26 protein-coding genes are annotated in these 22,542 nt (G+C 36.7%); 19 read left to right on the forward strand and 7 right to left on the reverse strand.

Translation table 11 applies throughout. The features are described 5' to 3' along the window. Positions 1–115 precede the first annotated feature (115 nt). The 3 genes from M028_RS0120415 (at position 116) to M028_RS32950 (ending at position 2,137) form a co-directional block, all read left to right on the forward strand. Positions 116–1,414, forward strand: coding sequence for a Glu/Leu/Phe/Val family dehydrogenase (locus tag M028_RS0120415; RefSeq protein ID WP_026575523.1), 1,299 nt, complete (start codon positions 116–118; stop codon positions 1,412–1,414). A gap of 344 nt (positions 1,415–1,758) precedes the next feature. Beyond that, entirely contained in the window at positions 1,759–1,953 is a 195-nt protein-coding gene (locus M028_RS30545) for an aspartyl-phosphate phosphatase Spo0E family protein (RefSeq protein WP_026575524.1), read from the forward strand. Between the two features lie 13 nt (positions 1,954–1,966). After that, the gene (locus M028_RS32950; RefSeq protein WP_155925680.1) at positions 1,967–2,137 is read left to right on the forward strand and encodes a hypothetical protein; all 171 of its coding nucleotides are present in this window, start codon (positions 1,967–1,969) and stop codon (positions 2,135–2,137) included. A 92-nt stretch (positions 2,138–2,229) separates the two neighbouring features. Here the strand turns inward: M028_RS32950 and M028_RS0120430 are convergent, their stop codons facing one another. Together M028_RS0120430 and M028_RS30550 are read right to left on the reverse strand one after the other, a co-directional pair. Beyond that, positions 2,230–3,657: an alanine/glycine:cation symporter family protein gene (locus M028_RS0120430; protein WP_026575525.1), complete on the reverse strand. Its 1,428-nt coding sequence runs from the start codon at positions 3,655–3,657 to the stop codon at positions 2,230–2,232. Positions 3,658–4,250: 593 nt separating this feature from the next. Beyond that, entirely contained in the window at positions 4,251–4,967 is a 717-nt protein-coding gene (locus M028_RS30550; RefSeq protein ID WP_081810798.1) for a trimeric intracellular cation channel family protein, read from the reverse strand. A gap of 332 nt (positions 4,968–5,299) precedes the next feature. Here M028_RS30550 and M028_RS0120440 point away from each other — a divergent pair, with 332 nt between their 5' ends. The 6 genes from M028_RS0120440 (at position 5,300) to M028_RS33895 (ending at position 10,330) form a co-directional block, all read left to right on the forward strand. Next, entirely contained in the window at positions 5,300–5,653 is a 354-nt protein-coding gene (locus M028_RS0120440; RefSeq protein WP_026575526.1) for a DUF2294 domain-containing protein, read from the forward strand. Between the two features lie 75 nt (positions 5,654–5,728). After that, positions 5,729–7,807, forward strand: coding sequence for a carbon starvation CstA family protein (locus M028_RS0120445; RefSeq protein WP_026575527.1), 2,079 nt, complete (start codon positions 5,729–5,731; stop codon positions 7,805–7,807). Next, positions 7,800–8,003, forward strand: a complete 204-nt coding sequence (locus M028_RS0120450) for a YbdD/YjiX family protein (protein WP_026575528.1) — start codon at positions 7,800–7,802, stop codon at positions 8,001–8,003. The genes M028_RS0120445 and M028_RS0120450 overlap by 8 nt, the downstream gene beginning before the upstream one ends. 777 nt (positions 8,004–8,780) lie before the next feature. After that, entirely contained in the window at positions 8,781–8,918 is a 138-nt protein-coding gene (locus M028_RS32955; RefSeq protein ID WP_155925682.1) for a hypothetical protein, read from the forward strand. 174 nt (positions 8,919–9,092) lie between these two features. Beyond that, the gene (locus tag M028_RS0120460; RefSeq protein ID WP_051591125.1) at positions 9,093–10,079 is read left to right on the forward strand and encodes an alpha/beta fold hydrolase; all 987 of its coding nucleotides are present in this window, start codon (positions 9,093–9,095) and stop codon (positions 10,077–10,079) included. Positions 10,080–10,201: 122 nt separating this feature from the next. Beyond that, positions 10,202–10,330: a hypothetical protein gene (locus tag M028_RS33895; RefSeq protein ID WP_269320948.1), complete on the forward strand. Its 129-nt coding sequence runs from the start codon at positions 10,202–10,204 to the stop codon at positions 10,328–10,330. 129 nt (positions 10,331–10,459) lie between these two features. Here M028_RS33895 and M028_RS0120470 read toward each other — a convergent pair whose 3' ends face one another. Beyond that, positions 10,460–11,299, reverse strand: a complete 840-nt coding sequence (locus tag M028_RS0120470; protein ID WP_026575530.1) for a hypothetical protein — start codon at positions 11,297–11,299, stop codon at positions 10,460–10,462. Between the two features lie 111 nt (positions 11,300–11,410). Here M028_RS0120470 and M028_RS0120475 point away from each other — a divergent pair, with 111 nt between their 5' ends. From M028_RS0120475 to M028_RS0120505, 7 genes are all read left to right on the forward strand, one after another. Then, positions 11,411–11,797, forward strand: a complete 387-nt coding sequence (locus M028_RS0120475) for a hypothetical protein (RefSeq protein WP_051591126.1) — start codon at positions 11,411–11,413, stop codon at positions 11,795–11,797. Between the two features lie 419 nt (positions 11,798–12,216). Further along, complete coding sequence (locus tag M028_RS0120480; protein ID WP_026575532.1) at positions 12,217–12,426, forward strand: hypothetical protein; 210 nt, start codon at positions 12,217–12,219, stop codon at positions 12,424–12,426. Positions 12,427–12,646: 220 nt separating this feature from the next. Beyond that, a complete protein-coding gene (locus tag M028_RS0120485) occupies positions 12,647–12,847 on the forward strand; it encodes a hypothetical protein (protein WP_026575533.1) in 201 nt (66 codons plus the stop codon). Between the two features lie 106 nt (positions 12,848–12,953). Further along, complete coding sequence (locus M028_RS0120490; RefSeq protein ID WP_026575534.1) at positions 12,954–13,397, forward strand: NUDIX domain-containing protein; 444 nt, start codon at positions 12,954–12,956, stop codon at positions 13,395–13,397. 184 nt (positions 13,398–13,581) lie between these two features. Next, complete coding sequence (locus tag M028_RS0120495) at positions 13,582–13,779, forward strand: hypothetical protein (protein ID WP_026575535.1); 198 nt, start codon at positions 13,582–13,584, stop codon at positions 13,777–13,779. A gap of 408 nt (positions 13,780–14,187) precedes the next feature. Next, complete coding sequence (locus M028_RS0120500) at positions 14,188–14,730, forward strand: dihydrofolate reductase family protein (RefSeq protein ID WP_026575536.1); 543 nt, start codon at positions 14,188–14,190, stop codon at positions 14,728–14,730. A gap of 66 nt (positions 14,731–14,796) precedes the next feature. Further along, on the forward strand, positions 14,797–15,252 hold the full coding sequence (locus M028_RS0120505) for a GNAT family N-acetyltransferase (protein ID WP_026575537.1): 456 nt from the start codon (positions 14,797–14,799) through the stop codon (positions 15,250–15,252). Positions 15,253–15,529: 277 nt separating this feature from the next. Here the strand turns inward: M028_RS0120505 and M028_RS32960 are convergent, their stop codons facing one another. Both M028_RS32960 and M028_RS32225 read right to left on the reverse strand, forming a co-directional pair. Then, positions 15,530–15,685, reverse strand: coding sequence for a hypothetical protein (locus tag M028_RS32960; RefSeq protein ID WP_155925684.1), 156 nt, complete (start codon positions 15,683–15,685; stop codon positions 15,530–15,532). Between the two features lie 79 nt (positions 15,686–15,764). Further along, entirely contained in the window at positions 15,765–15,836 is a 72-nt protein-coding gene (locus M028_RS32225; RefSeq protein WP_197031452.1) for a YjcZ family sporulation protein, read from the reverse strand. A gap of 486 nt (positions 15,837–16,322) precedes the next feature. On the opposite strand from M028_RS32225, the gene M028_RS0120520 reads away from it, so the two are divergent. The 3 genes from M028_RS0120520 (at position 16,323) to helD (ending at position 20,302) form a co-directional block, all read left to right on the forward strand. Further along, positions 16,323–16,871 (forward strand): exosporium protein C, encoded by a 549-nt coding sequence (locus M028_RS0120520; RefSeq protein WP_231510844.1) that lies wholly within the window; start codon positions 16,323–16,325, stop codon positions 16,869–16,871. A 238-nt stretch (positions 16,872–17,109) separates the two neighbouring features. Continuing rightward, positions 17,110–17,628, forward strand: coding sequence for a YfiT family bacillithiol transferase (locus M028_RS0120525; RefSeq protein WP_026575539.1), 519 nt, complete (start codon positions 17,110–17,112; stop codon positions 17,626–17,628). A gap of 367 nt (positions 17,629–17,995) precedes the next feature. Further along, positions 17,996–20,302 carry an RNA polymerase recycling motor HelD gene (gene helD, locus M028_RS0120530; protein WP_035424230.1) on the forward strand — a complete coding sequence of 769 codons (2,307 nt, stop codon included), beginning with the start codon at positions 17,996–17,998 and terminating at the stop codon, positions 20,300–20,302. A gap of 478 nt (positions 20,303–20,780) precedes the next feature. On the opposite strand, the gene M028_RS0120540 is transcribed toward helD, so the two are convergent. Both M028_RS0120540 and M028_RS0120545 read right to left on the reverse strand, forming a co-directional pair. Further along, positions 20,781–21,689 (reverse strand): nuclease-related domain-containing protein, encoded by a 909-nt coding sequence (locus M028_RS0120540; protein WP_026575542.1) that lies wholly within the window; start codon positions 21,687–21,689, stop codon positions 20,781–20,783. Between the two features lie 251 nt (positions 21,690–21,940). Further along, a complete protein-coding gene (locus M028_RS0120545) occupies positions 21,941–22,327 on the reverse strand; it encodes a GNAT family N-acetyltransferase (RefSeq protein ID WP_026575543.1) in 387 nt (128 codons plus the stop codon). Positions 22,328–22,542 lie beyond the last annotated feature (215 nt).

Here is a 22,542-nt window from a genome sequence, read left to right on the forward strand (position 1 = left end):
ATATTTTGTGTTTTTTTGTCTAATGATGTAGGTCCCATTATAGATTATAGGTACGTTCTTATTAGACCAAATTTGAAAGCGCTTAAGGACAATTTATTAAATAAGAGGTGTAAACATGAAAACGGTAGTCACGGTTAACAGTAATCAAGTTCAAAAGCAAGACAATAGGCAAAATGAAACATTAAATTTATTAAGTTCAACTCAGTCCATCATAAAAGAGGCAGTTCGAAAGTTAGGATATAACGATGCCATGTACGAGCTATTAAAAGAACCGCTTAAGATCCTCACGGTACGAATCCCGGTTCGAATGGATGACGGTTCAACGAAAATTTTTACCGGCTACCGTTCACAACATAACGACGCCGTCGGTCCGACAAAGGGGGGAGTGCGTTTTCATCCAGAAGTGGATGAGGAGGAAGTAAAAGCATTATCCATGTGGATGAGTTTAAAATGCGGTATTTTCGACCTTCCATATGGTGGCGGGAAAGGCGGAATTATCTGTGATCCTCGCAGCATGTCATTTTCTGAATTAGAGCGTTTAAGCCGAGGGTACGTGCGTGCCGTTAGTCAAATCGTCGGGCCAACAAAAGATATTCCAGCACCGGATGTATTTACAAATCCCCAAATAATGGCCTGGATGATGGATGAATACAGCCGAATCCAGGAATTTGATTCACCTGGATTTATAACAGGAAAACCTCTTGTACTCGGTGGTTCACAAGGACGTGAAACAGCGACTGCACAAGGAGTGACGATCTGTATTGAAGAGGCGGCAAAACGAAGAGGCATTTCAATCAAAGGGGCGCGGGTGATTGTTCAAGGATTTGGAAATGCCGGGAGTTACCTAGCGAAATTTATGAAGGATGCGGGAGCAAAGGTAATCGGTATTTCTGATGCATATGGTGCACTTTATGATCCAGATGGGCTTGATATTGATTATTTGCTTGACCGGCGTGATAGTTTCGGCACCGTAACGAATTTATTTACAAATGTCATTACGAATCAAGAATTACTTGAAAAAGAATGTGAAATTCTTGTTCCAGCTGCTATCTCCAATCAAATTACACGTGAGAATGCTGATAAGATAAAAGCTGAAATTATTGTAGAAGCAGCAAATGGACCAACAACCCTTGAAGCGACAAACATATTAGCTCAACGGAACGTGCTCCTTGTCCCGGATGTACTTGCCAGCTCTGGTGGGGTAACCGTTTCCTATTTTGAATGGGTACAAAACAACCAAGGTTATTATTGGACTGAAGAAGAGGTAGCTGAAAAATTACGCAAAAAGGTAGTCGATTCTTTTGAGAGAGTTTTCTCTACAGCACAAAATTACCAAATAAATATGCGTTTGGCTGCCTATATGGTGGGAATCAGAAAGATGGCAGAAGCTTCCCAATATCGTGGCTGGGTATAAAATTCATATCCGCGGTCTCAGTGCCGCGGCAAGCAAAAAAAACCAGTTCCATGGTCAATGAAGAGCGGTCTAAGTAATGCGTGTAGAAAGAAAGCAAAAAAGTAAAGAATTGGCCACCAATTTTACAATGAATCATCCCTGGGATCAACCAAACTCATAATTTATAGGTCAGTTTGCTAAAATGAAAGACTCTGCAACTTGTGGAATTTTTTGGCAAAAAGGGAATAGTTATAGTTTATCGGAGATGTTTTTTAGATTATCACGATTTAATGACCTTGCTTCGCTTCAGCAACTGCTTAGAATCCTTAAAAAAAATGAAGATGTATAGAAAGGAACTAGGGATAATGCTTCTAAAGAATGCACTGGAATTGAGCAAGAGTATAAATGAAGACCGCCGGATTATGTATGATGCATTACAGAAGAAGGGGATCTCTGATCCAGAAGTAAGAAAAATCAGCCAACAATTGAATAAGAAAATTATTGCGCTGCAAAAAATGATGAATGAAATGGATTCCATGCTAGGAGAATCATCACTTTAACAGGTTGTGAAACATGGGTAGGGGGTTATCGCCAGTTGGAGCAGCTTATCCGCTAGTTGGAGTATCTTTTCCGCCAGTTGAGGTCAGCTATCCGCTAGTTATGTGCCCCTATCCGCTAGTTATGTGCCCCTATCCGCCAGTTGAGGGGGCTATCGCTAGTTGGAGCAGCTTATCCGCCAGTTGAGGTCAACTTTCTACCAATTGCAAAAACTATATTCTATGTTTCTAGTAAAAAAAGATGCTCAGACCAAGTCTGAACATCTTTTTTTTAGACATCTAATTTGCAATTTTTGAAGTTGAATCCTCTTCGGAATACTCCCAGCATTCAACGTTTTCAATACCTTCAATACTATCTTTATAAAAAACAGGGTCTTTGCCGGCTTTTTTCTGTTTCACGTAATCCTGTAACGCAGCAAAGGCTACTTTTGATAATAAAAGAATGGCGATTAAGTTCACAATAACCATGAAGCCCATAAATAAATCTGCCATATCCCATACAACCTGGATCTTTGCCACCGAACCGAATACAATCATGGCTAACACGCTTATTCGGTATATCATCAGCCATACTTTGTTAGTGTTTAAGAATCGAATATTTGTTTCTCCGTAATAGTAGTTACCAATTAATGCACCGAATCCAAATAGGAAAATAAAAATCGCAAGACAGCCGGATGCCCAGGAACCGACATGTTCACTTAATGCCGCTTGTGTAAGGGCAATTCCCTCTAACCCTGGTTTTTTCCAAGCATCAGAAAGTAAAATAATAAAGGCAGTGCTTGTACAAACGATCAGTGTATCCGTTAATACGCCAAATGCTTGGATCAGTCCTTGTTTCACCGGGTGACTGGTTGTGGCTGTTGCGGCAACGTTTGGTGCACTCCCCATACCAGCTTCATTCGAGAATAAACCGCGTTTAACTCCATTCATGAGCGCGGCACCGATGGAACCGCCTGCGATTTGTTGAAGGCCAAACGCATTTTTGACAATAAGAGAAATAACTTCCGGCATTTTTGTGATGTTCGTGATTACCACAAATAAGGCACAACCAATGTATAATACGGCTAGAACCATAACTTTATATTCAGCCATTTTTGCAATCCGCTTTACACCGCCAAATATAATCGCAGCGAAAGCGATGGCCATGATAATCCCTAATGTTAAACGATTTGTACCAAAAGAGTTCTCAAAAGCAATGGAAACCGTATTGGATTGTACAGAATTGAAAACAAGACCGAAAGAAAGAGTAATTAAAATGGAAAAAAATACGCCCATCCAACGTTTGTTTAATCCTTTTTCCATATAGTAGGAAGGACCGCCGCGGAAGCCATTTTTATCTTTTACTTTATATACTTGCGCTAACGTACTTTCAATAAAGCTGGATGCTGAGCTAATAATCGAAATAATCCACATCCAGAATACCGCTCCAGGACCGCCTAAAGCAATTGCAATCGCAATTCCGGTGATATTGCCTGTCCCGACGCGGGCGGCCATGCCTATACAGAAGGCTTGGAATGGAGAAACGTGATCTTTAGAACTCGTTCTTCCTTCCATTAAAACGCGAACCATTTCCTTTAACATTCGAAACTGTACAAAATTCGATTTGAATGTAAAATATAGACCGGAGAAAACAAGCATAATAATGAGTAATTTTGACCAAAGGAAATCGTTTGTTACACCAACCAGATTTTGCAGTAATTCTTGCATTCCATCACCTCATATTAAAATTTTAGTAGCTTTATATAAACTCTTGTAGATAAAAGAGTTTCCCCTATTTTGAAAAAAGCGCTTTCATTCTATCTGGATGGGGATTTGTCTTTACTATAAATTCTGTTTTTACTATAAATTGCGGACTACAAAAATAAACAAAAATCTACAAAAAGACTACAAAAAAAATTCAGGTTTTTGAATTTTTTTAAAATATACGATTCAAGTGCAATATGATCGCTATCTCAATAACATGGAAAACCTGGCGTCTTATCCCATTGAGTTGCAATAAACTAGCATTTTCTATCTTATAAGGCTCTCATATAGATCCAGAATTAAAGGATAATATTCTTACGGATATGCAGGTTTTCATAATAATATTATGTCAACTGAAAAACACAATTCGACTAGTCGTCGGCTTCTTCTTGCTAATCTGCCTGTTAATTTCCGCTCCAGGTGCGCAAGCCCGAGGAAAGCGAAGCGCCTGGAGCGAAGATCATCAGTCATGTTGAAGAGCCAATATATTAATCATATTGCAACGAATTAATGCAATGGATTATTAAAGTAAATTAGTAAAAAAGGGGGCTGTCGATTCATTTTTCTTTATATGATAATGGTACATCACACTCTTCACTAGCAAAGAACCTAGTTCCCATCTCAGACTGCTTACCTAGAAATGGGGTCATTAAATTTGACTGTGTTTTACTAACCTTTTTTAGATTGCAGGGGAGATTCAGCCTCCAATGATAGCGAACGGCTGTCATTCTTAATGTCATAACAACAAGGACAATGAGACTCAACTGAAGTGGGTCGCTCCAACCCAACCAAATACATATAGCACATAAAATCGTTAAAATTGCATGAATTTCTTCTTTTAAAGCAAGTGGTTTACGGGATGCCAAGATGTCTCGAATCATTCCCCCGCCAACACCGGTAAACATCGCGGCCAAAATCATCACGCCCAAATCATTATCAAAAACCTCTTTCGCCGACATGGCTCCTTGTAGAGCAAAGGAAGCAAGCCCGATGGAATCAAAAAATAAATTCCGCCGTTTCCAATGATTTAGCCATTTTAAGGGGAATAGTAAGATAAATATAAGCGTTGTTAAAACCGTTAAAATGGTGGAATGATCCCATAACTCAGAAACAGGGACTCCGATAATCAAGTTTCGAATGACCCCGCCACCAAAGGAAGTTGTTAAACCCAATGCAAAAACTCCAATAAAGGAATATTCCGCTTCAAGAGCGACAAAAGCTCCTGTTGCGGCATAAGAAATAATTCCAATAAAATGTAAGACGATCCAAGACATACTTCTAAAAACCTCCATAAATTATTATCCTAATAGTGGAAAACATGATGAATGATCCTTTCTAAAACAAAAAAACTCCACCACAAGTTCACATCCAAATAGATGTATGCTTGTGGTGGAGTAATCAATTAGCAATCCCTACTAATAAATCATTCCATCGGCAAAAGTAAATAGAAAACGAACAAAATGTTTTATTCGTATTCCATTCAAAAATTTGTCAAAATTATGTCCAACAGTGATTATACACCTTTCACTCAAAAAAACAAGACAAAATGATACAGCTTTATGATTTGTTGAATTTCCTTATAGGAAAAAATTTAGGAGGCAAGTAGATGGGGAAAAAGGAAACAGCGTTTAATGATATGGTGCGGAAAATGCGGAAAGAGATCTTTGGTAAGGGGCCAGAGCGAATTTTTACTCATTTCGTAAAGAATATGGCTGTCACCACCATGTATGGAATTCAAACTCCGACTGAAAAATTTATCGCTCAAACCAAAGAGGGTAAAAAAGTGATTCATAGTGCCAGAACTCAAATGATTCAAGATCTATATAAGGAGCAAGTGCCTGTAGGGATGGAGGAGCTCGTCGGTTCAAAGTTGCTTCATCTATTTTCAGATGTAAAAGTAGAAGAGGATATGGCTGTTTCTGTATTTATATTTGAAAAACCGATAGAAATAACAGAATAGGTCGAAGGAGTTATTTTAATTTTCTGAAGAATAAATTACAATATTGGTAGATTTTAGAAAAGGTGGCGATGTATTTTGAAAGCGCTTAAATCAATTCTAATTTGGGGGGTAATCGCAGCCCTTGGTGCTGCCGGATTTGCTGTGATGGCCTTAAACAGTGGTGAAAGCATTAATGCTGTTTGGCTTTTAACAGCTGCCGTTTGTGTTTATGCCATTTCTTATCGATTTTACAGCAGGTTTATAGCACGTAAGGTATTTCAGCTAGACGATACACGCAAAACCCCTTCAGAAATCAATAACGACGGGAAAGATTATGTACCAACAAACAAATGGGTTCTCTTTGGCCATCACTTTGCGGCCATTGCCGGGGCAGGCCCATTAGTCGGTCCCATCTTAGCAGCACAGATGGGGTATTTGCCAGGAACCATCTGGATTGTTGTAGGTGTGGTGCTAGCTGGTGCAGTTCAAGACTTCATCATTCTATTCGGCTCAATGCGGCGAAATGGAAAGTCACTTGGTGAAATGATTAAAGATGAAATGGGCCGAGTAACAGGGATCATCTCTATGATAGGTATTTTAGGAATTATGATTATTCTATTAGCGGTATTGGCCTTGGTGGTCGTGAAAGCATTGACAGGCAGTCCGTGGGGAATGTTCACCATTGCAGCCACCATACCTATTGCCATTTTTATGGGAATATACATGCGCTATATTCGTCCAGGCCGTGTTGGAGAAGCATCTATAATAGGAATTGTATTATTGCTCTTTTCACTATACTATGGCCAAACGGTTGCGGAAACTCCAGAATTAGCTAGGATGTTTACCTTTAAAGGGGAAACCATCGCCATCATGATGATGATCTATGGTTTTGTTGCTTCAGTCTTACCTGTGTGGCTTCTATTAGCACCTCGCGATTATTTAAGCACGTTTTTAAAAGTAGGAACAATCCTTGCGCTGGCCTTAGGAATCATCATCGTGGCACCGAATCTGGAAATGCCAGGCCTAACGAAATTCATTGACGGGACCGGTCCTGTATTCGCAGGAAATCTGTTTCCATTCTTATTTATTACCATCGCCTGCGGGTCGGTTTCCGGATTCCATGCCCTGGTCTCCTCGGGTACAACCCCTAAAATGATCGAGCGTGAATCACATGCAAGGCCCATTGGCTATGGAGCGATGCTGACCGAATCATTTGTGGCCATCATGGCGATGATTGCTGCATGTGTGTTGACGCCAGGAGTTTATTTTGCGATTAACAGTCCTCCTGCCCTAATCGGAACCGATGTGGTCCAAGCAGCGTCCACCGTTTCAAGTTGGGGATTTACCATCACTCCAGATGTTTTGCAAACACTTGCCAAGGATGTGGGGGAGCAAACCATTTTATCTAGAACCGGTGGAGCACCAACTCTTGCAATCGGGATGGCAGTGATTTTTTCAAAAATAATCGGTGGGAAAGCCTTAATGGCTTTTTGGTACCATTTTGCCATCCTTTTCGAAGCCTTGTTCATTTTAACAACCATTGATGCTGGTACACGGGTTGGTCGTTTCATGATCCAGGATTTACTTGGGACAGTGTATAAGCCATTGGCGAAAACAGAGGCTTTCATTCCGAATATTATTGCAACGGCATTGTGCGTTGCTTGCTGGGGGTATTTCTTATATCAAGGTGTAATTGACCCATTAGGTGGAATTAATACGTTATGGCCACTTTTTGGAATTGCCAACCAAATGTTGGCAGGAATTGCCTTGCTACTTGGTACAACGATTCTTTACAAAATGGGGAAAAAAGCTTATGTATGGGTCACTCTATTGCCAACAACATGGCTGCTAATTGTCACATTAACGGCAGGCTGGCAAAAATTATTCCATGAAAATCCAAAAATCGGATTCCTTGCTCATGCGGATATTTTTAGTGAAGCGAATGCTATGGGAAAAGTCCTTGCACCTGCAACCACTGCAGCACAAATGAAGCAAGTTATCATCAACGATTATGTGGATGCGACTCTGACAGCTATTTTCATGATCGTCGTCATTGTGGTGTTAATTTCTGCACTTCGGATTTGGTTTAAAGTACTTACCAACCACCAATTACCGTTGCACGAATCACCTTATGTTGGACGGGATACGGGAGGGGATTTTCAACATTATGCTTAACAAAATAAGAGAATTCAACACCTACAGGAAGCAATTCATCAGTTTGTTGGTCGGAGTTCCAAGCTATGAAACCTATGTCGAACAAATGGAATTGCACCATCCTGATATGCCGGTTAAATCCAGGAAAGAGTTTTTCTGTGATGCACAGGAAGCACGGTACAACGCGAAGGGCGGAAAGGTTTCAAGGTGCTGTTGAGTCGTTGTCTAACATGAGCACTGCTCGGACTGATCGGTTCGCTTATTTAGACCATTTTCCAAGGGGGATCCCTATTTTTGTCCTTCATCGAAATAAGAAGATGATCATTTTAAAAGGTGGATCCTAGAGCTTTGTCCTTCATCGAGGTAATGAAGGCCATTTTCAAAGGGATCTCCTAAATTTTGTCCTTCATCGAGGTTATGAAGGACAATTTCAAAGGATATCCTAGTTTTTCGTCCTTCATCGGGCTGATGAAGACCATTTTCAAAGGGATATCCCTAAATTTTGTCCTTCATCGAGGTTATGAAGGACAATTTCAAAGGATATCCTAGTTTTTCGTCCTTCATCGAGCTGATGAAGAACAATTTCAAAGGGATATCCCTAAATTTTGTCCTTCATCACCGTTATGAAGACCATTTTCAAAGGATATCCTAGATTTACGTCCTTCATCGGGCTGGTGAAGACCATTTTCAAAGGGATATCACAGATTTTGTCCTTCATCGAGGTGATGAAGACCATTTTTAAGGGATATCCCTAAATTTTGTCCTTCATCATCGTTATGAAGAACATTTCAAAGGGTATTCCCAATTTTCGTCTTTCATCGAGCTAATGAAGAGCATTTCAAAGGGATATCCCTAATTTTCTCCTTCATTCGGCTTATGACAGTTATAGTTCATCAAAACTTTATAGTGAATTTAAAAAAACGCATGCACATTTTCTAACAACCGCCCATATAGTAGCTTCTGTGGGTAAAATGTTAGGAAGGAAGAGTGAACAATGAATAACACTCAATTAATAATACCAGCGAAAAACATATGTAAAGATGGGAAAAATGGTTATAAGGTAATAGAATTCAATGTATCGGATCCAAGCGAAAATTTATTTGCAGTAGTTACTCCAGTAAAAAAGCAATAAAAATAACTCCAATATATAAAACTATCTTTTTAGTATGAATACATAGAAAGATGGTTTTCTTTATTTTTGGAACATTCTATATGCTCCCACAGTCACATACCTATGTACTATTCTTCATTATTCAATCAATGTCTCAGTAATGTTGTTAAATAAAATAAAGGGGGAAGTGGGATCATGTTTTATAGAAAAACAAAGGAGATTGATAGTCAATTCGAAGCGATCACAACGCTAGAAGAAGTCCAGATTGGCGGATTTAATCAGACTATTCTCATTAGAGGAGAAAACACAAAAAACCCGTTAATGCTGTTTTTACATGGCGGACCTGGAACCGCCCAAATAGGCTTGGCTCCTAAATTTCAAAGGGACTTAGAAAAACACTTTACCGTAGTGAATTGGGACCAACGGGGGGCAGGGTTATCGTACTCCAAGGAGTTAAAAAAAGAAGACCTGACGATTGAAAATATGGTAAATGATTCAGTTGAATTAATCCAATACCTGTTAAAACGCTTTAACCAACCAAAGCTGTTTTTAGTAGGACATTCATGGGGATCGGTGCTAGGAGTATTAGTGTCCCAAAAAGCACCAGAATTCATCTATGGATACATAGGGATTGGTCAGGTAGTGAATATGAAGGAAGGCGAAAAAATTTCTTATGAATATACACTCAATAAAGCGAAAGAATCTAATCATAAGAAGGCACTAAAAAAATTAGCGGAGATCGAATATAATCCATTAGATATGAAATATTTAGGAGTTCAAAGAAAATGGCTGGCCAAACTTGGAGGATCCTTCATCGGCGTAACCATGTATAATCTTGTCTATTCAAATATTCTATTTGCACCAGAATATACCATGAAAGATTGGTTCGTTTTTATCAAAGGGGGCAAGTTTTCTTTGGATTCTTTATGGGAACAGTTAATGGATATTAATTTCATCGAGACGGCTCCAAAGCTTGAGGTTCCCGTCTATCTTTTCGCAGGCAGACATGATTACCAAGTCCCATCTATAGTAGCAGAACAATATTTCCACACATTGGAATGTCCACATAAAAAATGGATCTGGTTTGAAAATTCAGGGCATCTTTTAAACTACGAAGAAGTGGAAAAATTCAATACGGAATGCCTAAAGATTAAAGAGACAACGTTAACACCAGTCCGTTAAATCAAAGCAGGAAGCATAGCACACAAAAAAGAAAGCAAACTAAAATGGTGGATGCTTGAATGAGGAAATAGGTGTAGGCATCCTTGATAAGATAACAAACTCAATTGAAGGAAGGTGCAAAAATGTCTACAAAAAAGAACAAGGAATTAAGAAATAATCATGCTATGCCTAAGACAGATGTAGAATTTGCAAACAATGGACTGGAAAAAGTAGCCTTGAAATCCCAAGAAAGACAAGGAAAAAATAAGTGAACCGAGGGGACAGAATACCTGTCCCTCAAATAAACAGGCTATAGGAGATCGTCAACAGGCGGTCTTTTTTGTGTGATAAGAAGGTCAAACATGATTTTCAGAGTGTGCAACCATTCAAGAAAATGGTTACTAGGTTTTTTTGTGAATGGTTTTATAAAATAATCTTGAAATAAATGTCATTAGGAAGTATCGAGAAAAAGTGACGAAATATTGTTTGATATTCACTTTCATGATATCCATTTTTACCAAAATGAGATCCATAATAATATGGATGAGAGGTAATAGGATCCTATAAAACAACCCTGCGTTTGAAGAAGTAATGGTAGCGATTAGAGAGAGTATCAAACTGTATAAAGGGATTATTTTAAAATGTTCAGTCCACGTATGAAAATATCCACGCCCAAATCGAATAAGACGTTTCATTGCAGAAATGTACATTAAAGTAATCCAAACTACTTCAATAGCCAAGAAATGAGCAATGTTCATTGCCCATCTTTTTTTTGCTGAAAGTGCCTTATAAAACCCATCACTAATATAAAAATACACATTTAATAAAACAAAAGTGTAGATAGGCTTCCACCAATTTACTTTATATATATTTAATCGGATAAATAATTTCTCAATACTATAATAAAAAATGCTGAAATTGATTTTCCATTTCCAGTTTTTGTTGAGTAGAGTTAGAAAAGTAGCTGTAATGGGTACATAAAACGCTTGTGAGAAGATGCCTCCTAAGATTGTATCAAAAACACGCTTTTTCATAATTGACGGTTTGTATCTATAGCCATGAAATAAGTTGAGGGTCGGATACTCAAATAAATAAGCAAAACCAATATTGGATAATAGTAAAATCCACACATCCTTATGTTTTTTACGCTTTAGCAATATCAAAAACATAACAACGTGAATAATTGCTAAAATCAAAAATGGAGTTGAGTTCTTATTGAAAAGTTTTTTCTTTTTTCTCATTCTTCACACCGTTTTGGTTTTTGACATATAGATTTATTATTGTTCATTTGAAGGGAAATATTTATTGGGAGCATCTTCCGTTAGCAAATTATTAAAAGGAGAGTTGGAATAGTGAAGCGAAGCAAAAAATTTATCTTAGGCTTTTTGTTAGCTGTTTCATTTGTTGGAATAACAGCATGTAGTATTTCATCTGGTGGCGATAACTCAAAAAACTATAATACACAGTCATCCACTACAGATGATCCAACAGAGAATAAAGAAGGAACATCAAAAAAAGGCACAAGTTCAAGTACCAATAAGTCCGATAAGGCTGTAAACCGTCCAACAAGTGCTTGGGTGGATACTTTTGAGAAAGAATTATATGATGGTTATCACGTAACGCCAAGTCGCTACAAGAATATTGGCAACGGCTATTGGGAAGTTTGGGTTAAAGAAGTTGATACTGGAGATAATCCATATGTAACGGTCAATCAAAATACAGGTGATTTTCATGGATAATAAACTTAAAAATGAGCTTGAAGATATCCAAGCTCATTTTTTGAGTATTCAATTTTGAATTTGTATGTACCAATTCCTAATGTCATAGTTTGTAAAAAAAAGAGCGATTTAGATCCTGCTCCGTGGTATCAGCCCCATCCTTCGCTAACACCGGCGATAACCCCACTTGTTATCCAACCATCTTTATTATAATTGTAAACGCTTACAAATGACAAGGATTTTGCTCTTGTTAGATAAAGATTTACAGCATTGAAGAAAAAGACGGAGCGATCCTAAGATTTTTTTTAAAACTAACATATTTATACAGACTTATTAAGCTGTGCTTATTGAATTAACTGGCAGGTTAATAAAATGTTAAAGGAAAACTAATTCATTTTGGAGAATTACCTACATAGATAAATGACTGGAGGGGCGAAATAGTGAGAAAAAATGTATTTTTATTTGGATCAATTTTCCTTATAGCATTATTTGTTTTTAATATATATCAATTGAATCGCCCAAAGATTGGTCCAATTGGAAATGGTGAAATATCTACAATATCTTGGAGTTTAACCTTTTTCCCACTAATATTGGCATTTATATTTTTATGGTTGTTTATCGCTTTGAGCGTCCGTAATAGAAAAAAATAAAGAGGCTAATTTTGTAGAAGAAAATTCAACATCACCACCTTACAAAATAAATCTAATACATTTACTATTAGCTATAGCGTAGCTTTGTGAGATATTACACTTAAACTAACGGAGTGAAGAGTTTAAGAGTAGGTTGCTGTGGCATTCCTTTTCTTGTTCTGCTAACGGGGAGATAGTTGAAGAAAAAATGGTATTATGGAGATTAAGGAGGTTATATTTTATGGTAATTCAATCAAATATGACTTCAAAAGCTATAACAGATGTGTGGGAAGAAACAGTTAAGGTTTTTCAAAAATACAATGTTCCAATTACAGAAAAGGCATTACAGGTATTAGTCACAGAAAACACTCTCAAGGTTTTATTAACAGAATTAAACTATGTTATAGGTAGTTCCACTGCAACTTGCATAGAAGGTGGCTGACAAATGCCATCATAAGAGGAGTAGGTTACTCCTTTGTATACATATGTTTAAAATCAAGGAAAAGGTTCGTTTACTTTCATAAAGAATTTTATCATTGGAGGTATCTATGGGTTATTGTGAAGACATGAGAGAAATGATTGGGGATTCTCCGCTAATCATTGTGCGACCTAGTGTAGCTATCATTAATGACAAAGGAGAAATTTTACTGAGTCGAAACGTAGGTGGAATGTGGACTATTCCAGGTGGAACTTTACAGTTAATTGAGTCCGTGGAAGAGTGTATTACACGAATGGTCTTTGAAAATATAGGTTTAAAAATAAAGGCGTTAAAATTGTTTGGTGTCTATTCAGGCAAGGAATTACTAAATCGAGTCGATGAAAGGTATCATACTGTTGCAATTGGTTATTTATGTACCGAGTACGAAGGAGAAATAACTCTTGAGAGTGTTCAAGGAATAGAATCCAGATTTTTTAGATTAAATCAATTACCCGATGAAATCGAACCTTATATTAAGAATAAATTATTTGAATTAAAAGGTCATTTAAAATAAAAACATTAGTAGATTAAAAGTTTGCTGAGGCTGCCTTCTTTTTTTGAATTAAAGTGCAGGAGCTTCCAATAAAGTTTTTCACATTTGCTAATTTCCCTTTATTTAGTTACCTTATTTTTTACAATTTCATTTATTAAAAAGTACACAAACAAAAATCATTTTAATTTATCATAAGAGGTTATCAATGAAGTTATATACACTTAAACGGCAATTTAATGGATATAAAAAAGGAACACAATTTTACCTGATTACTGAATCAGAATTTATAGGGGTTAAAGAGTTTGTATTGAGAACGAAGGATTTAACGAATAGTATATCGATCAATGAAAGTGAACTTCTTAAGAATTTTATTTTCATAAAGGAAATCTTTTTTATCAAATGAAAGGCACCGAATAGGGAAGTAAATAGGAAGAATATCAAAGGGGTAAAAATTGTTATAGACGAGGACTAACGCTCATTGTACGAACATTTTTTGAAATAAGGATCTGGATTTTTTCTTATTTCACAAGGCGGATTGTAAAATATTGTTTTTAAACTATTGGGTTCCTTTCATTAAAAAACTGGCTGCAAAAAATGCAGTCTTTTTCTTATTCGATTAACATGGCAGTATATTCGGAGAAGAGTAAAAGCTCCTTTATGTCGCTTATGTGCCAAACTGTGAAAAAAGAGTCAGGTTTCCCCACTAATCATTTAGCTTATCTAATTTTTTAATCTCGGGAATTTATAGGAATTTATAAAAGTTTTATAGATATATTTAGAAAGTCAGTTTTTAAAGGGGAGGGGTTTCTAAATGGCAAAATTGATATATCATATTGCAATTACACTTGACAATTTTATTGCAGATTTGAATGGAGTAGCTGACGATTCTATATTTTTAAATCAGGGTGATCATGTTACAGATTTCATTTCCGATATTCAACAATATGATGCGGTATTAATGGGGGGAAAAACATATGAATACGGCTTTCAATTCGGTCTTAAGCCGGGTGAGCCTAGCCCATATAAGTTGAAGCATTATATTTTCTCAAATTCAATGCAGTTTGAATCAAACGATGAAGTGAAATTAATTAATAATAACGCGGTAAGCTTTATTCAAGAACTCAAAATGAAGGAAGATGGAAAGTTGTGGCTCTGTGGGGGAGGTAAATTGGCGGGTTCATTAATTCAACATAAACTTATTGATCAAATAGTCTTAAAAGTTAACCCTGTAATGATTGGCACGGGGATACCTCTATTTGGCAGTGTTAAACCTCGTTTAAATATGGAATTAGTTGACATGAAACAGTATGCGAACGGAGTCCTTAAATCAACGTATAATATCATTTATTCATAGCAATAAAGGGGAAAATCAAGTGTTAATTAATCCCTTAGTTATTAAAATATAGAGAGGAGTAAGAATATGGAATTACAAACAGAAAGACTTAAAATCGTTCCGTGTACAGATGAATTATTATCAACGATTTCAACAGAAGAATACAAAATAGGTCCTCATATAAAGATGTTTTTGGAGAAACTTAGAGAGGATTCTACTCAATTAGGTTGGGGTGTATGGCTAGTTATCAATAGAGAAAACAATACGATTATTGGTGATATTGGATTTAAAGGTAAACCTAATTCAGAAAATACGGTTGAAGTAGGATATGGAATTATTCCTTCGGCACAAAACAAAGGCTATGCAACTGAAGCCGTAAATAAAATTACTCATTGGGCGTTTACAAATGTTGATGTAGATAAAGTAATTGCTGAGTGCCTACATGATAATATTCCATCCATTAAAGTGTTAGAAAAGTTGAATATGAATAAAATTGGAACAGTGAATGATATGTTAAAATGGGAATTAAAAAAGGTGAGATGAGCTTAATTTAATCATTTTAATAATTTGAGCTAAATATTGAAAGAGCAAGGAATTTTGTGAAGGATGTAATCTAAGGTGAATTTTCCCTTGCTCTTATATTAGTTTTCACTATTTGTATACCTTATTATACAAAAAATAGAAATTGATCTTTTCTTTCATTTTAATAGAAATTAATTTAAATACTTTGATTGATGTGTTCTGTATTGTAAGAACGCTTTTACTATCGGGGGCAGGTTGATTAAAAAGAAAAATTAATTCTATCCAATGAATATAATTCTTAAAAGAATCTGCGTCTTCTTCTTTCAATTTCGATTGCGATACGTCTTCGTCTCTCTATCTCAATTTCGATTTCAATACGTCTTCTTCTCTCTATCTCGATTTCAACTTCAATAGGGAGAAACCTTCTTCTAAAGCCGTCAGGGAAAAAAACCATGTGTAATTCAACCTCCTATCGTTTCAGTAGTCTAGACAAAGGGACAGATTCAAATCAACCTGCTCTTAGTTTCGTACATTTAGTAGCCCATAAAAGAAGTTCCGACAATGATAAGGAGAATGAACAATACCACGATTAATGTAAAAGACATACTTAATCCGTCACCCATGTATATCACCTCCAGTACCTATTGGGTTATCTGAGGAAAGAATACTTTCCTCTATTTATATATATATTTCTTTGGACAAGTTTTGGTTAGACGATAATCATCATATTTCGACAAAATCTGCAAAATACTTAATCTTAAAAATAAAAAAGCGTCTGCAATTCATGCAAACGGCCTAGTGGAGGGGACAGGTTAGTTGGACAACACGTTAGGTCAAATAAATGCACTAATTGCCAGTTTAGTCTAATAAGACTCGATGGTAAAAATGATTCGAACAGTAATGGTAGAGTTAATCCTTTTCCAGAGACACATATGTGATGACTCCCTTTATCCCGGTATAGGAGTAGATACAGTTCATTTATTGTTCGTATATTACATTCGTATTTTTTATTACTATTTCAACATTTGTCCAAGCGCTCTTTTATATCCTGAATATAGTATGGTACATGCTTTGAAAGTGAGGAGATTATTTTGTTAGATAGTCGAAATGAACCCGGTTGGACGGATATGAGTGGAGCAACTCAACCGAATAATGATGGATTTGGCTCAGACTCTCACTCAAGAGACCGAGTTTTTGAAATTGTAGATTACCAAGCAACACAACCGCGGAATAACACGAATGATGCCAACCCCCAACCTATTCCCCACAGTCCAAATCGTCTAACACTTGCAACTCTCATTGTAACTATTCCGAACAGCTTTCATAAAAGAAACAATAGCGTTGAATTGATTGCCACCGTAGATGTAGAAGGTATCACAGAAACATCGCAATTAAAATTTCGTATTTTTCGCAATGGTTCTCAAATTTTTGAAGCGCAGGCGGGAGTTGAATCAGATCCTTCATCAGAATTATTTTATCTAGAAACATTCCAAGCAATTGATACAAATGTAAGAGCTGGAGCTCATACGTACATGCTTACAGTTGAAAATGCGACACCATGTACGGAAGCAGCTGTAGTTGGTCCAATCTCGTTTAGCGCGTTAGCAATTGAAAGGAAATCTGATAAATCCGACTATTAAAAGTCAATATCGAAATTAACGAGTAATATAAAAAGTAGAGTCAATTAACTAAATGGTCCTTTCTTGAAGACTGGCTGCCACAAAAGGCAGCCATTTGTGATTGGATTAACGACTAGTGTAGGTGAAAACCTATATAGGTGTAAAGGATTTAAAGGAAACGATGTAGAATTACATATTTTTAGACATTTCATTTCGTTAACCAAAAAAATTACTAGTGACTTTATAGGAGGAAGAGTAGATGGAAATGAAATATCCAATTGGAACATTTCAATATAATGGTGAGATTACTAACAACATTACAAAGGATTGGATAAATGAGATGGAAAGTTTACCAAGATTATTACGAGATGCTGTAAAAGACTTAGATAATGAACAGCTTAATACACCTTATCGTTCGGGGGGGTGGACTGTTCGACAAGTAATACATCACCTTGCGGATAGTCATATGAATGCCTACGTTCGCTTTAAATTGGCTCTTACAGAAGAAAAGCCTGTGATTAAGACATATGACGAAACTAAATGGGCGGAACTTTCTGATTATACATTACCAATTGATATTTCACTCTCACTGCTCGAAGCATTACACCAACGCTGGACAAGCCTTTTACGTAGTCTAAGTCCAACTGATATGGAAAAGGCATTTATCCACCCAGATTCGGGTGAAGTTTCAGTAGGTAAAAATATAGGAATCTACGCTTGGCACGGGCGACATCATCTTGCACATATTACTTCTTTGTGTAATCGTAAGGGCTGGTAATCGACTTTGTGAACGATTACACTTAGAGTAACGGGGGCAAGAGTTAAAGGTTAACATTTATAGGAACACCAAGCGTATACGCTGTAACTAGTTTGAACTGATGCCTTTACGAATCAATATGCCAGTTATAATAAGGTGAATAGTTCATCACCACATAAACTCCTTTCAAGGAAAAAAACAGTATAGTGTATGTAATGTGTTTATGTAATGCTCCTCAAAACAGAATCCTATATGTTTTTTTTGATTCCTTTTAATATAAACTTCACCTTTGACCCTGAGAAATAAAAACTTGACGATGATAAATGTTTTCGTTAATCTTAATATCCCATGTTTCCATCATTGAGTAAAGAGGTGGCGAAATTATAGGATGAGTGCCAAAGATCAAGTGTCTGTCCGGGACCATAAAGATTACCAAGATGAAGTCGAGCGTTTAGAGTTTACGAAGGAATACATACGAACGGTATTAGAAATCTCAAAAGGAAATAAAGAATTCTTCGTTGAAAACATGAAGCAAGCGCTTGCTGAACTAGATGACAAAGAGAGTAGTGCAAGTTACACAGACCTACTCGCAAATGCACGGTTTCTTGAACTGGCACAAAGTGAACTGAAAAGATTAGAAAGTGTGGTAGGCAAGCCTTATTTTTCAAGAATCGATTTTACAAGTAATAGCACAAAAAAGGAAGAAAACCTGTACATTGGTAAAGTGTCCTTGTTTGACCGTGTGACACAACAGCCGATCATCGTGGATTGGCGGTCGCCAATTGCCAATGTGTACTATGACGGCCGGTTGGGAGATGTTTCGTATGAAGCTTATGGGGAGACACAAACCGGTTACTTGTCCTTAAAAAGGCAGTATGAAATTGTCGATGGATTATTAAAAGAAATCCGTGACATCGATTTGACCACACACGATGAACTCTTACAAAAATCATTGTCAGGGAAAGCAGACAATCGCTTAACGGAAATCGTTGCGACCATTCAAAACGAGCAAAACGAAGTAATCCGGGCATCGCTGAAACAACCTATCATTGTTCAAGGGGCTGCGGGAAGCGGGAAGACAACAATCGCACTCCATAGAATATCCTACTTTCTTTATTCCTTTGGTTATCAATTTCCTCCAGAAAAACTCATGATTCTCGCACCAAACCGATTATTTATCGATTATATATCTGCCGTTTTACCAGAACTCGGCGTCAACAAAATCAACCAAACCACCTTTATTGATTTCATGAAAGCTTCCTTAGGGCAGAAAATAAAACTGATGTCTCCTACTACAAAGCTGATGAAACTTATAGAAGGAAAAGGAGCATCAAAATCCATCCAATGGATGTCCAGTTATAAGGGATCCCTTGAATTTAAAGAAGCAATCGATGGGTATTTAAATGAATTGGAAGTAAGTCTTGCTCCTACAGAAGATTTTATCGTGGAAAAATCAATTCTTCTGAAGGGACAAAATCTCAAACGACTATTTTTAAAAGAATATACGTACTTACCAATCTATAAAAGGATTGCGAAAATAAAATCCTTGTTAGAAAGTGACTTAAAAACGAAAAAAGCCATCATCAAAACCAAACTCAACACGAAATATGATGATGCGTTAGATCGGGCTCTATATAGCAGGAGGATTGACACAGAAAAAAGAAAGCAAAAAGTTGTTGACCTCATGGACATGAAAAAACAAAGAATTGCTCAGGTGGAGAAAGAAGCGAAGACAGCGGTAAAAAAGTATATGGAACAGTTTGTGATGAAAGATGTTTTCACTTTGTACAAGGAAATGATGTCTTCACCTGAAATCCTAAAAAAGCATTCCACCAATCTGACCGATCAAGAATGTAAGGTTTTAAGTCAGTTTTGTCAGCGGATTTTTGATCGCGGGGCCTACGAACTCGAGGACTTAGCACCGTTATTTTATTTGAAAGCAAAACTAGAAGGCATCGATGAAAAATACAAAATGCGCAGTATCTTCATCGATGAAGCGCAGGATTACAGCTATTTTCAATTTGCAGCCTTAAAAGAAGGCTTCGAAACCGATTTGTTTACGATTGTCGGAGATTTAGCACAAGGAATTCATTCTTATCGCGGCTTGAATAGCTGGGAACCAGTTTTGAAAGAGGTCTTTCCCAATGCTAATTATCAGGCGTTACAAAAAAGCTATCGAACCACTGTTGAAATTATGAATTTGGCCAATGATATTCTGAAGTTGCTTAACAAGGACTTGCCAAAGGTTGAACCCGTTATTCGGCATGGCCAAAAACCATGGTTTAAAACGATTAATCCTGCTAATCTTGACCAGGTGAGGTTGCAACTGGAACAGGATATTTCTTCACTTAAAGAGGAAGATCTGAACTCTATTGCGATCATTGGTCGTACAGACAAAGAATCCCAAAGAATCCATGCGATCCTTGAAAAAAGTCAGCTTCCGATTCAATTGCTAGAGGGAAAAGAAGATATGAAGAAGGGGCATGTAGTGATTGTACCTTCGTATTTATCGAAGGGCTTGGAGTTTGATGCAGTTATGGTTATATGCTTGGAGGAGCCATTCTCTAGAGTAGATTTAGACATTAAATTGCTGTATGTGGCGATGACAAGACCGATGCATCGGTTGTATTTGTATGGGAGAGAGCGATCGGATTTTTTATTAGATTGTGCTTCTGAATCACATTTTGATTCTTAACAAGTGCCAGGTACCTTCCTGTAAACTAGATGGTGCCTGGCGCTTTTTTGTGTGAAAACGATTCGTATTTGGAAAACTGTAGGAGCAAAAAACATTACCTGTCCGAAACCAAGTCTGATTCGGACAAGCCAAGCTAGGAAAAATAAAATCCAGTCTAAATGCGGGTCGCATTCGGACAACGGAAAGATCAAAAAAACAAAACCTGTCCGAAACCAAGTCTGATTCGGACAAGCCAAGCTAGGAAAAATAAAATCCAGTCTAAATGCGGGTCGCATTCGGACAACGGAAGGATCAAAAAAACAAAACCTGTCCGAAACCAAGTCCCATTCGGACAAGTTAAGCCAAGAAAAGGAAATCCAGTCTAAATGCTGGCCCGATTCGGACACCAATCGGAGCAAAAAGAAAGCCATTGTCTATATCAACTCAAGTCCAAAAAAACTCAAGCTTGAAGTTTTACAAAAAAGGAATATTACTATATTTATTTATAATAAGTATTCCTTGTCGTACCAAACGTAGTATAATTTTTCTTTAAAACTCGGCAGAACGTCTTTTTATTTAAATCTACATTGCACCACTCATATATGCTGTTAGTGGTAATTGTTCTTTCTGGAAAAAGCAATTTAAATTCCTTCACATTCCGCAAAATGCCTTCTTCAATCTTTTCATGTTCTCCACATTTTCTGCATACAAAGTCATTATTATTAATAAAAACAAAAAAGGAATTACAATCCTTACAATACACTCCTTTTTGCACTTGATCATAGGAAAATTGCGGCAATATCGTATATGGATTTTTAGTTTGATGTAATGAAATCAATGTTTGTGCTAGTTTCTTGTACCCATCATTTAACGTGGATGAAGTTTTATTCAAATTAAATATAAAACGATTTATCTGGGTTGGAAAAATAATGGGTTGATCCATTGGGGCTTGGTATAAGGTGAATTCAGGATTGATAAAGATTACGAAGGGATCGACAAGGTAATTTTGCTTGAGGTTTTGAAGGAGTTGGCTGAAAAGAGTTGTGCTTCTTTTTAACTGGTCTACCGGATTCTTATATTGACGACCAGTTTTCACCGCGAAAAGTTTGTCTGAATCTAAGTAACAATCACCCTCAAAATTCTTTATATCCAATAAGTGAATAACTCCCTTTGAAATAATCAATGAATCAATTTGAAAATAGGAATTGTTTACTTTAAGTAATAAGTCATTGATGATATACCTTTCTTCTTGAAGGTTCTCTATCATCCGGTCAAATTTTACTTCCCCTTCATAACCTTTTTCGAGATTTAAATAATGGGACTTTTGCTCATGGGTTAACTCCATTCTAGTGTTCAAATATCGCAAAACGAGTAATTCATCTGATTCATTTCGACCTTTAAGTAACATAAGACACTTCCTTTCTTATACTCTAAGCTTATTTTATAATAAATTATAAAGATTCTAATCAAGGAATATGAATATTCTGTTAAAAATAACAAGGCACCTGGTAACGATTGATCATGAATGAACCTCAGATTTTGATACTAGGAGAGGTGAAAAGTGGCAGGCACAATCCATAAAATTGGATGATGTCTGCCACTTTTTAAATAGAAGTTTTGTTTAAGGCTGGATGAATAATGATGAATGAAAATAGAGAATTAGTTAGGCGCAGACATTAGTTTTTTCATATCATTCTGCAAATCCTCATTGCATTTATGTAAAAAAGCTTCCGTGTTTTCAGTTGGAAGGATTGGCTTTAAAGGGTAGCGTCTTTTTAAAGCTTTAACCAAATGCTTGCCGAATCCTTGATTACGATGAGCGGGATTTATGGCAATATGGTGCAATAGGATTTGGTTATTTTTAAACAATACACCAATCAGGCCAACAATACCTTCTTTTTCTTTCCAAAGATAGAGTGTTCGGTCTTTTTCTGTATCATATTCGTTTATAGTTTTCTTCAGGTTTTTAAGATCTTTTTCGCTCGGTATAAAAGATAAAAGTCCCATTGCAATTTTTTCATAGTTTTTTCTATATTTTACCAGCAAATCCATCCCTCGCTTATAAAAACTATACTTGACCTTATACAATCAAAATCTTTGAAAAGCTTAATCTTTTTTTCAGAATTATAACACAGCTATATATTACTTTCGTAATAATCACTTTACAATTCAATATCAGATGGTTTACAGGAATTGGATTCCTTCGTTTCTTGGTTTCAGTTATCAAGATGAAAACCATCATCCCCACCAGGTTTGGTTCG

The sequence above is a fragment of the Bacillus sp. UNC438CL73TsuS30 genome, assembly GCF_000482325.1.
Lineage (GTDB): Bacteria > Bacillota > Bacilli > Bacillales > Cytobacillaceae > Neobacillus.

Bases quoted from the DNA above. Each gene is read 5' to 3' on its own strand.
- M028_RS0120415 (WP_026575523.1), top strand. From the start codon at position 116: ATGAAAACGGTAGTCACGGTTAACAGTAATCAAGTTCAAAAGCAAGAC.
- M028_RS30545 (WP_026575524.1), top strand. From the start codon at position 1,759: ATGCTTCTAAAGAATGCACTGGAATTGAGCAAGAGTATAAATGAAGAC.
- M028_RS32950 (WP_155925680.1), top strand. From the start codon at position 1,967: ATGGGTAGGGGGTTATCGCCAGTTGGAGCAGCTTATCCGCTAGTTGGA.
- M028_RS0120430 (WP_026575525.1), bottom strand. From the start codon at position 3,657: ATGCAAGAATTACTGCAAAATCTGGTTGGTGTAACAAACGATTTCCTT.
- M028_RS30550 (WP_081810798.1), bottom strand. From the start codon at position 4,967: ATGTCTTGGATCGTCTTACATTTTATTGGAATTATTTCTTATGCCGCA.
- M028_RS0120440 (WP_026575526.1), top strand. From the start codon at position 5,300: ATGGGGAAAAAGGAAACAGCGTTTAATGATATGGTGCGGAAAATGCGG.
- M028_RS0120450 (WP_026575528.1), top strand. From the start codon at position 7,800: ATGCTTAACAAAATAAGAGAATTCAACACCTACAGGAAGCAATTCATC.
- M028_RS32955 (WP_155925682.1), top strand. From the start codon at position 8,781: ATGAATAACACTCAATTAATAATACCAGCGAAAAACATATGTAAAGAT.
- M028_RS0120460 (WP_051591125.1), top strand. From the start codon at position 9,093: ATGTTTTATAGAAAAACAAAGGAGATTGATAGTCAATTCGAAGCGATC.
- M028_RS33895 (WP_269320948.1), top strand. From the start codon at position 10,202: ATGTCTACAAAAAAGAACAAGGAATTAAGAAATAATCATGCTATGCCT.
- M028_RS0120470 (WP_026575530.1), bottom strand. From the start codon at position 11,299: ATGAGAAAAAAGAAAAAACTTTTCAATAAGAACTCAACTCCATTTTTG.
- M028_RS0120485 (WP_026575533.1), top strand. From the start codon at position 12,647: ATGGTAATTCAATCAAATATGACTTCAAAAGCTATAACAGATGTGTGG.
- M028_RS0120490 (WP_026575534.1), top strand. From the start codon at position 12,954: ATGGGTTATTGTGAAGACATGAGAGAAATGATTGGGGATTCTCCGCTA.
- M028_RS0120495 (WP_026575535.1), top strand. From the start codon at position 13,582: ATGAAGTTATATACACTTAAACGGCAATTTAATGGATATAAAAAAGGA.
- M028_RS0120500 (WP_026575536.1), top strand. From the start codon at position 14,188: ATGGCAAAATTGATATATCATATTGCAATTACACTTGACAATTTTATT.
- M028_RS0120505 (WP_026575537.1), top strand. From the start codon at position 14,797: ATGGAATTACAAACAGAAAGACTTAAAATCGTTCCGTGTACAGATGAA.
- M028_RS32960 (WP_155925684.1), bottom strand. From the start codon at position 15,685: ATGGTTTTTTTCCCTGACGGCTTTAGAAGAAGGTTTCTCCCTATTGAA.
- M028_RS0120525 (WP_026575539.1), top strand. From the start codon at position 17,110: ATGGAAATGAAATATCCAATTGGAACATTTCAATATAATGGTGAGATT.
- helD (WP_035424230.1), top strand. From the start codon at position 17,996: ATGAGTGCCAAAGATCAAGTGTCTGTCCGGGACCATAAAGATTACCAA.
- M028_RS0120540 (WP_026575542.1), bottom strand. From the start codon at position 21,689: ATGTTACTTAAAGGTCGAAATGAATCAGATGAATTACTCGTTTTGCGA.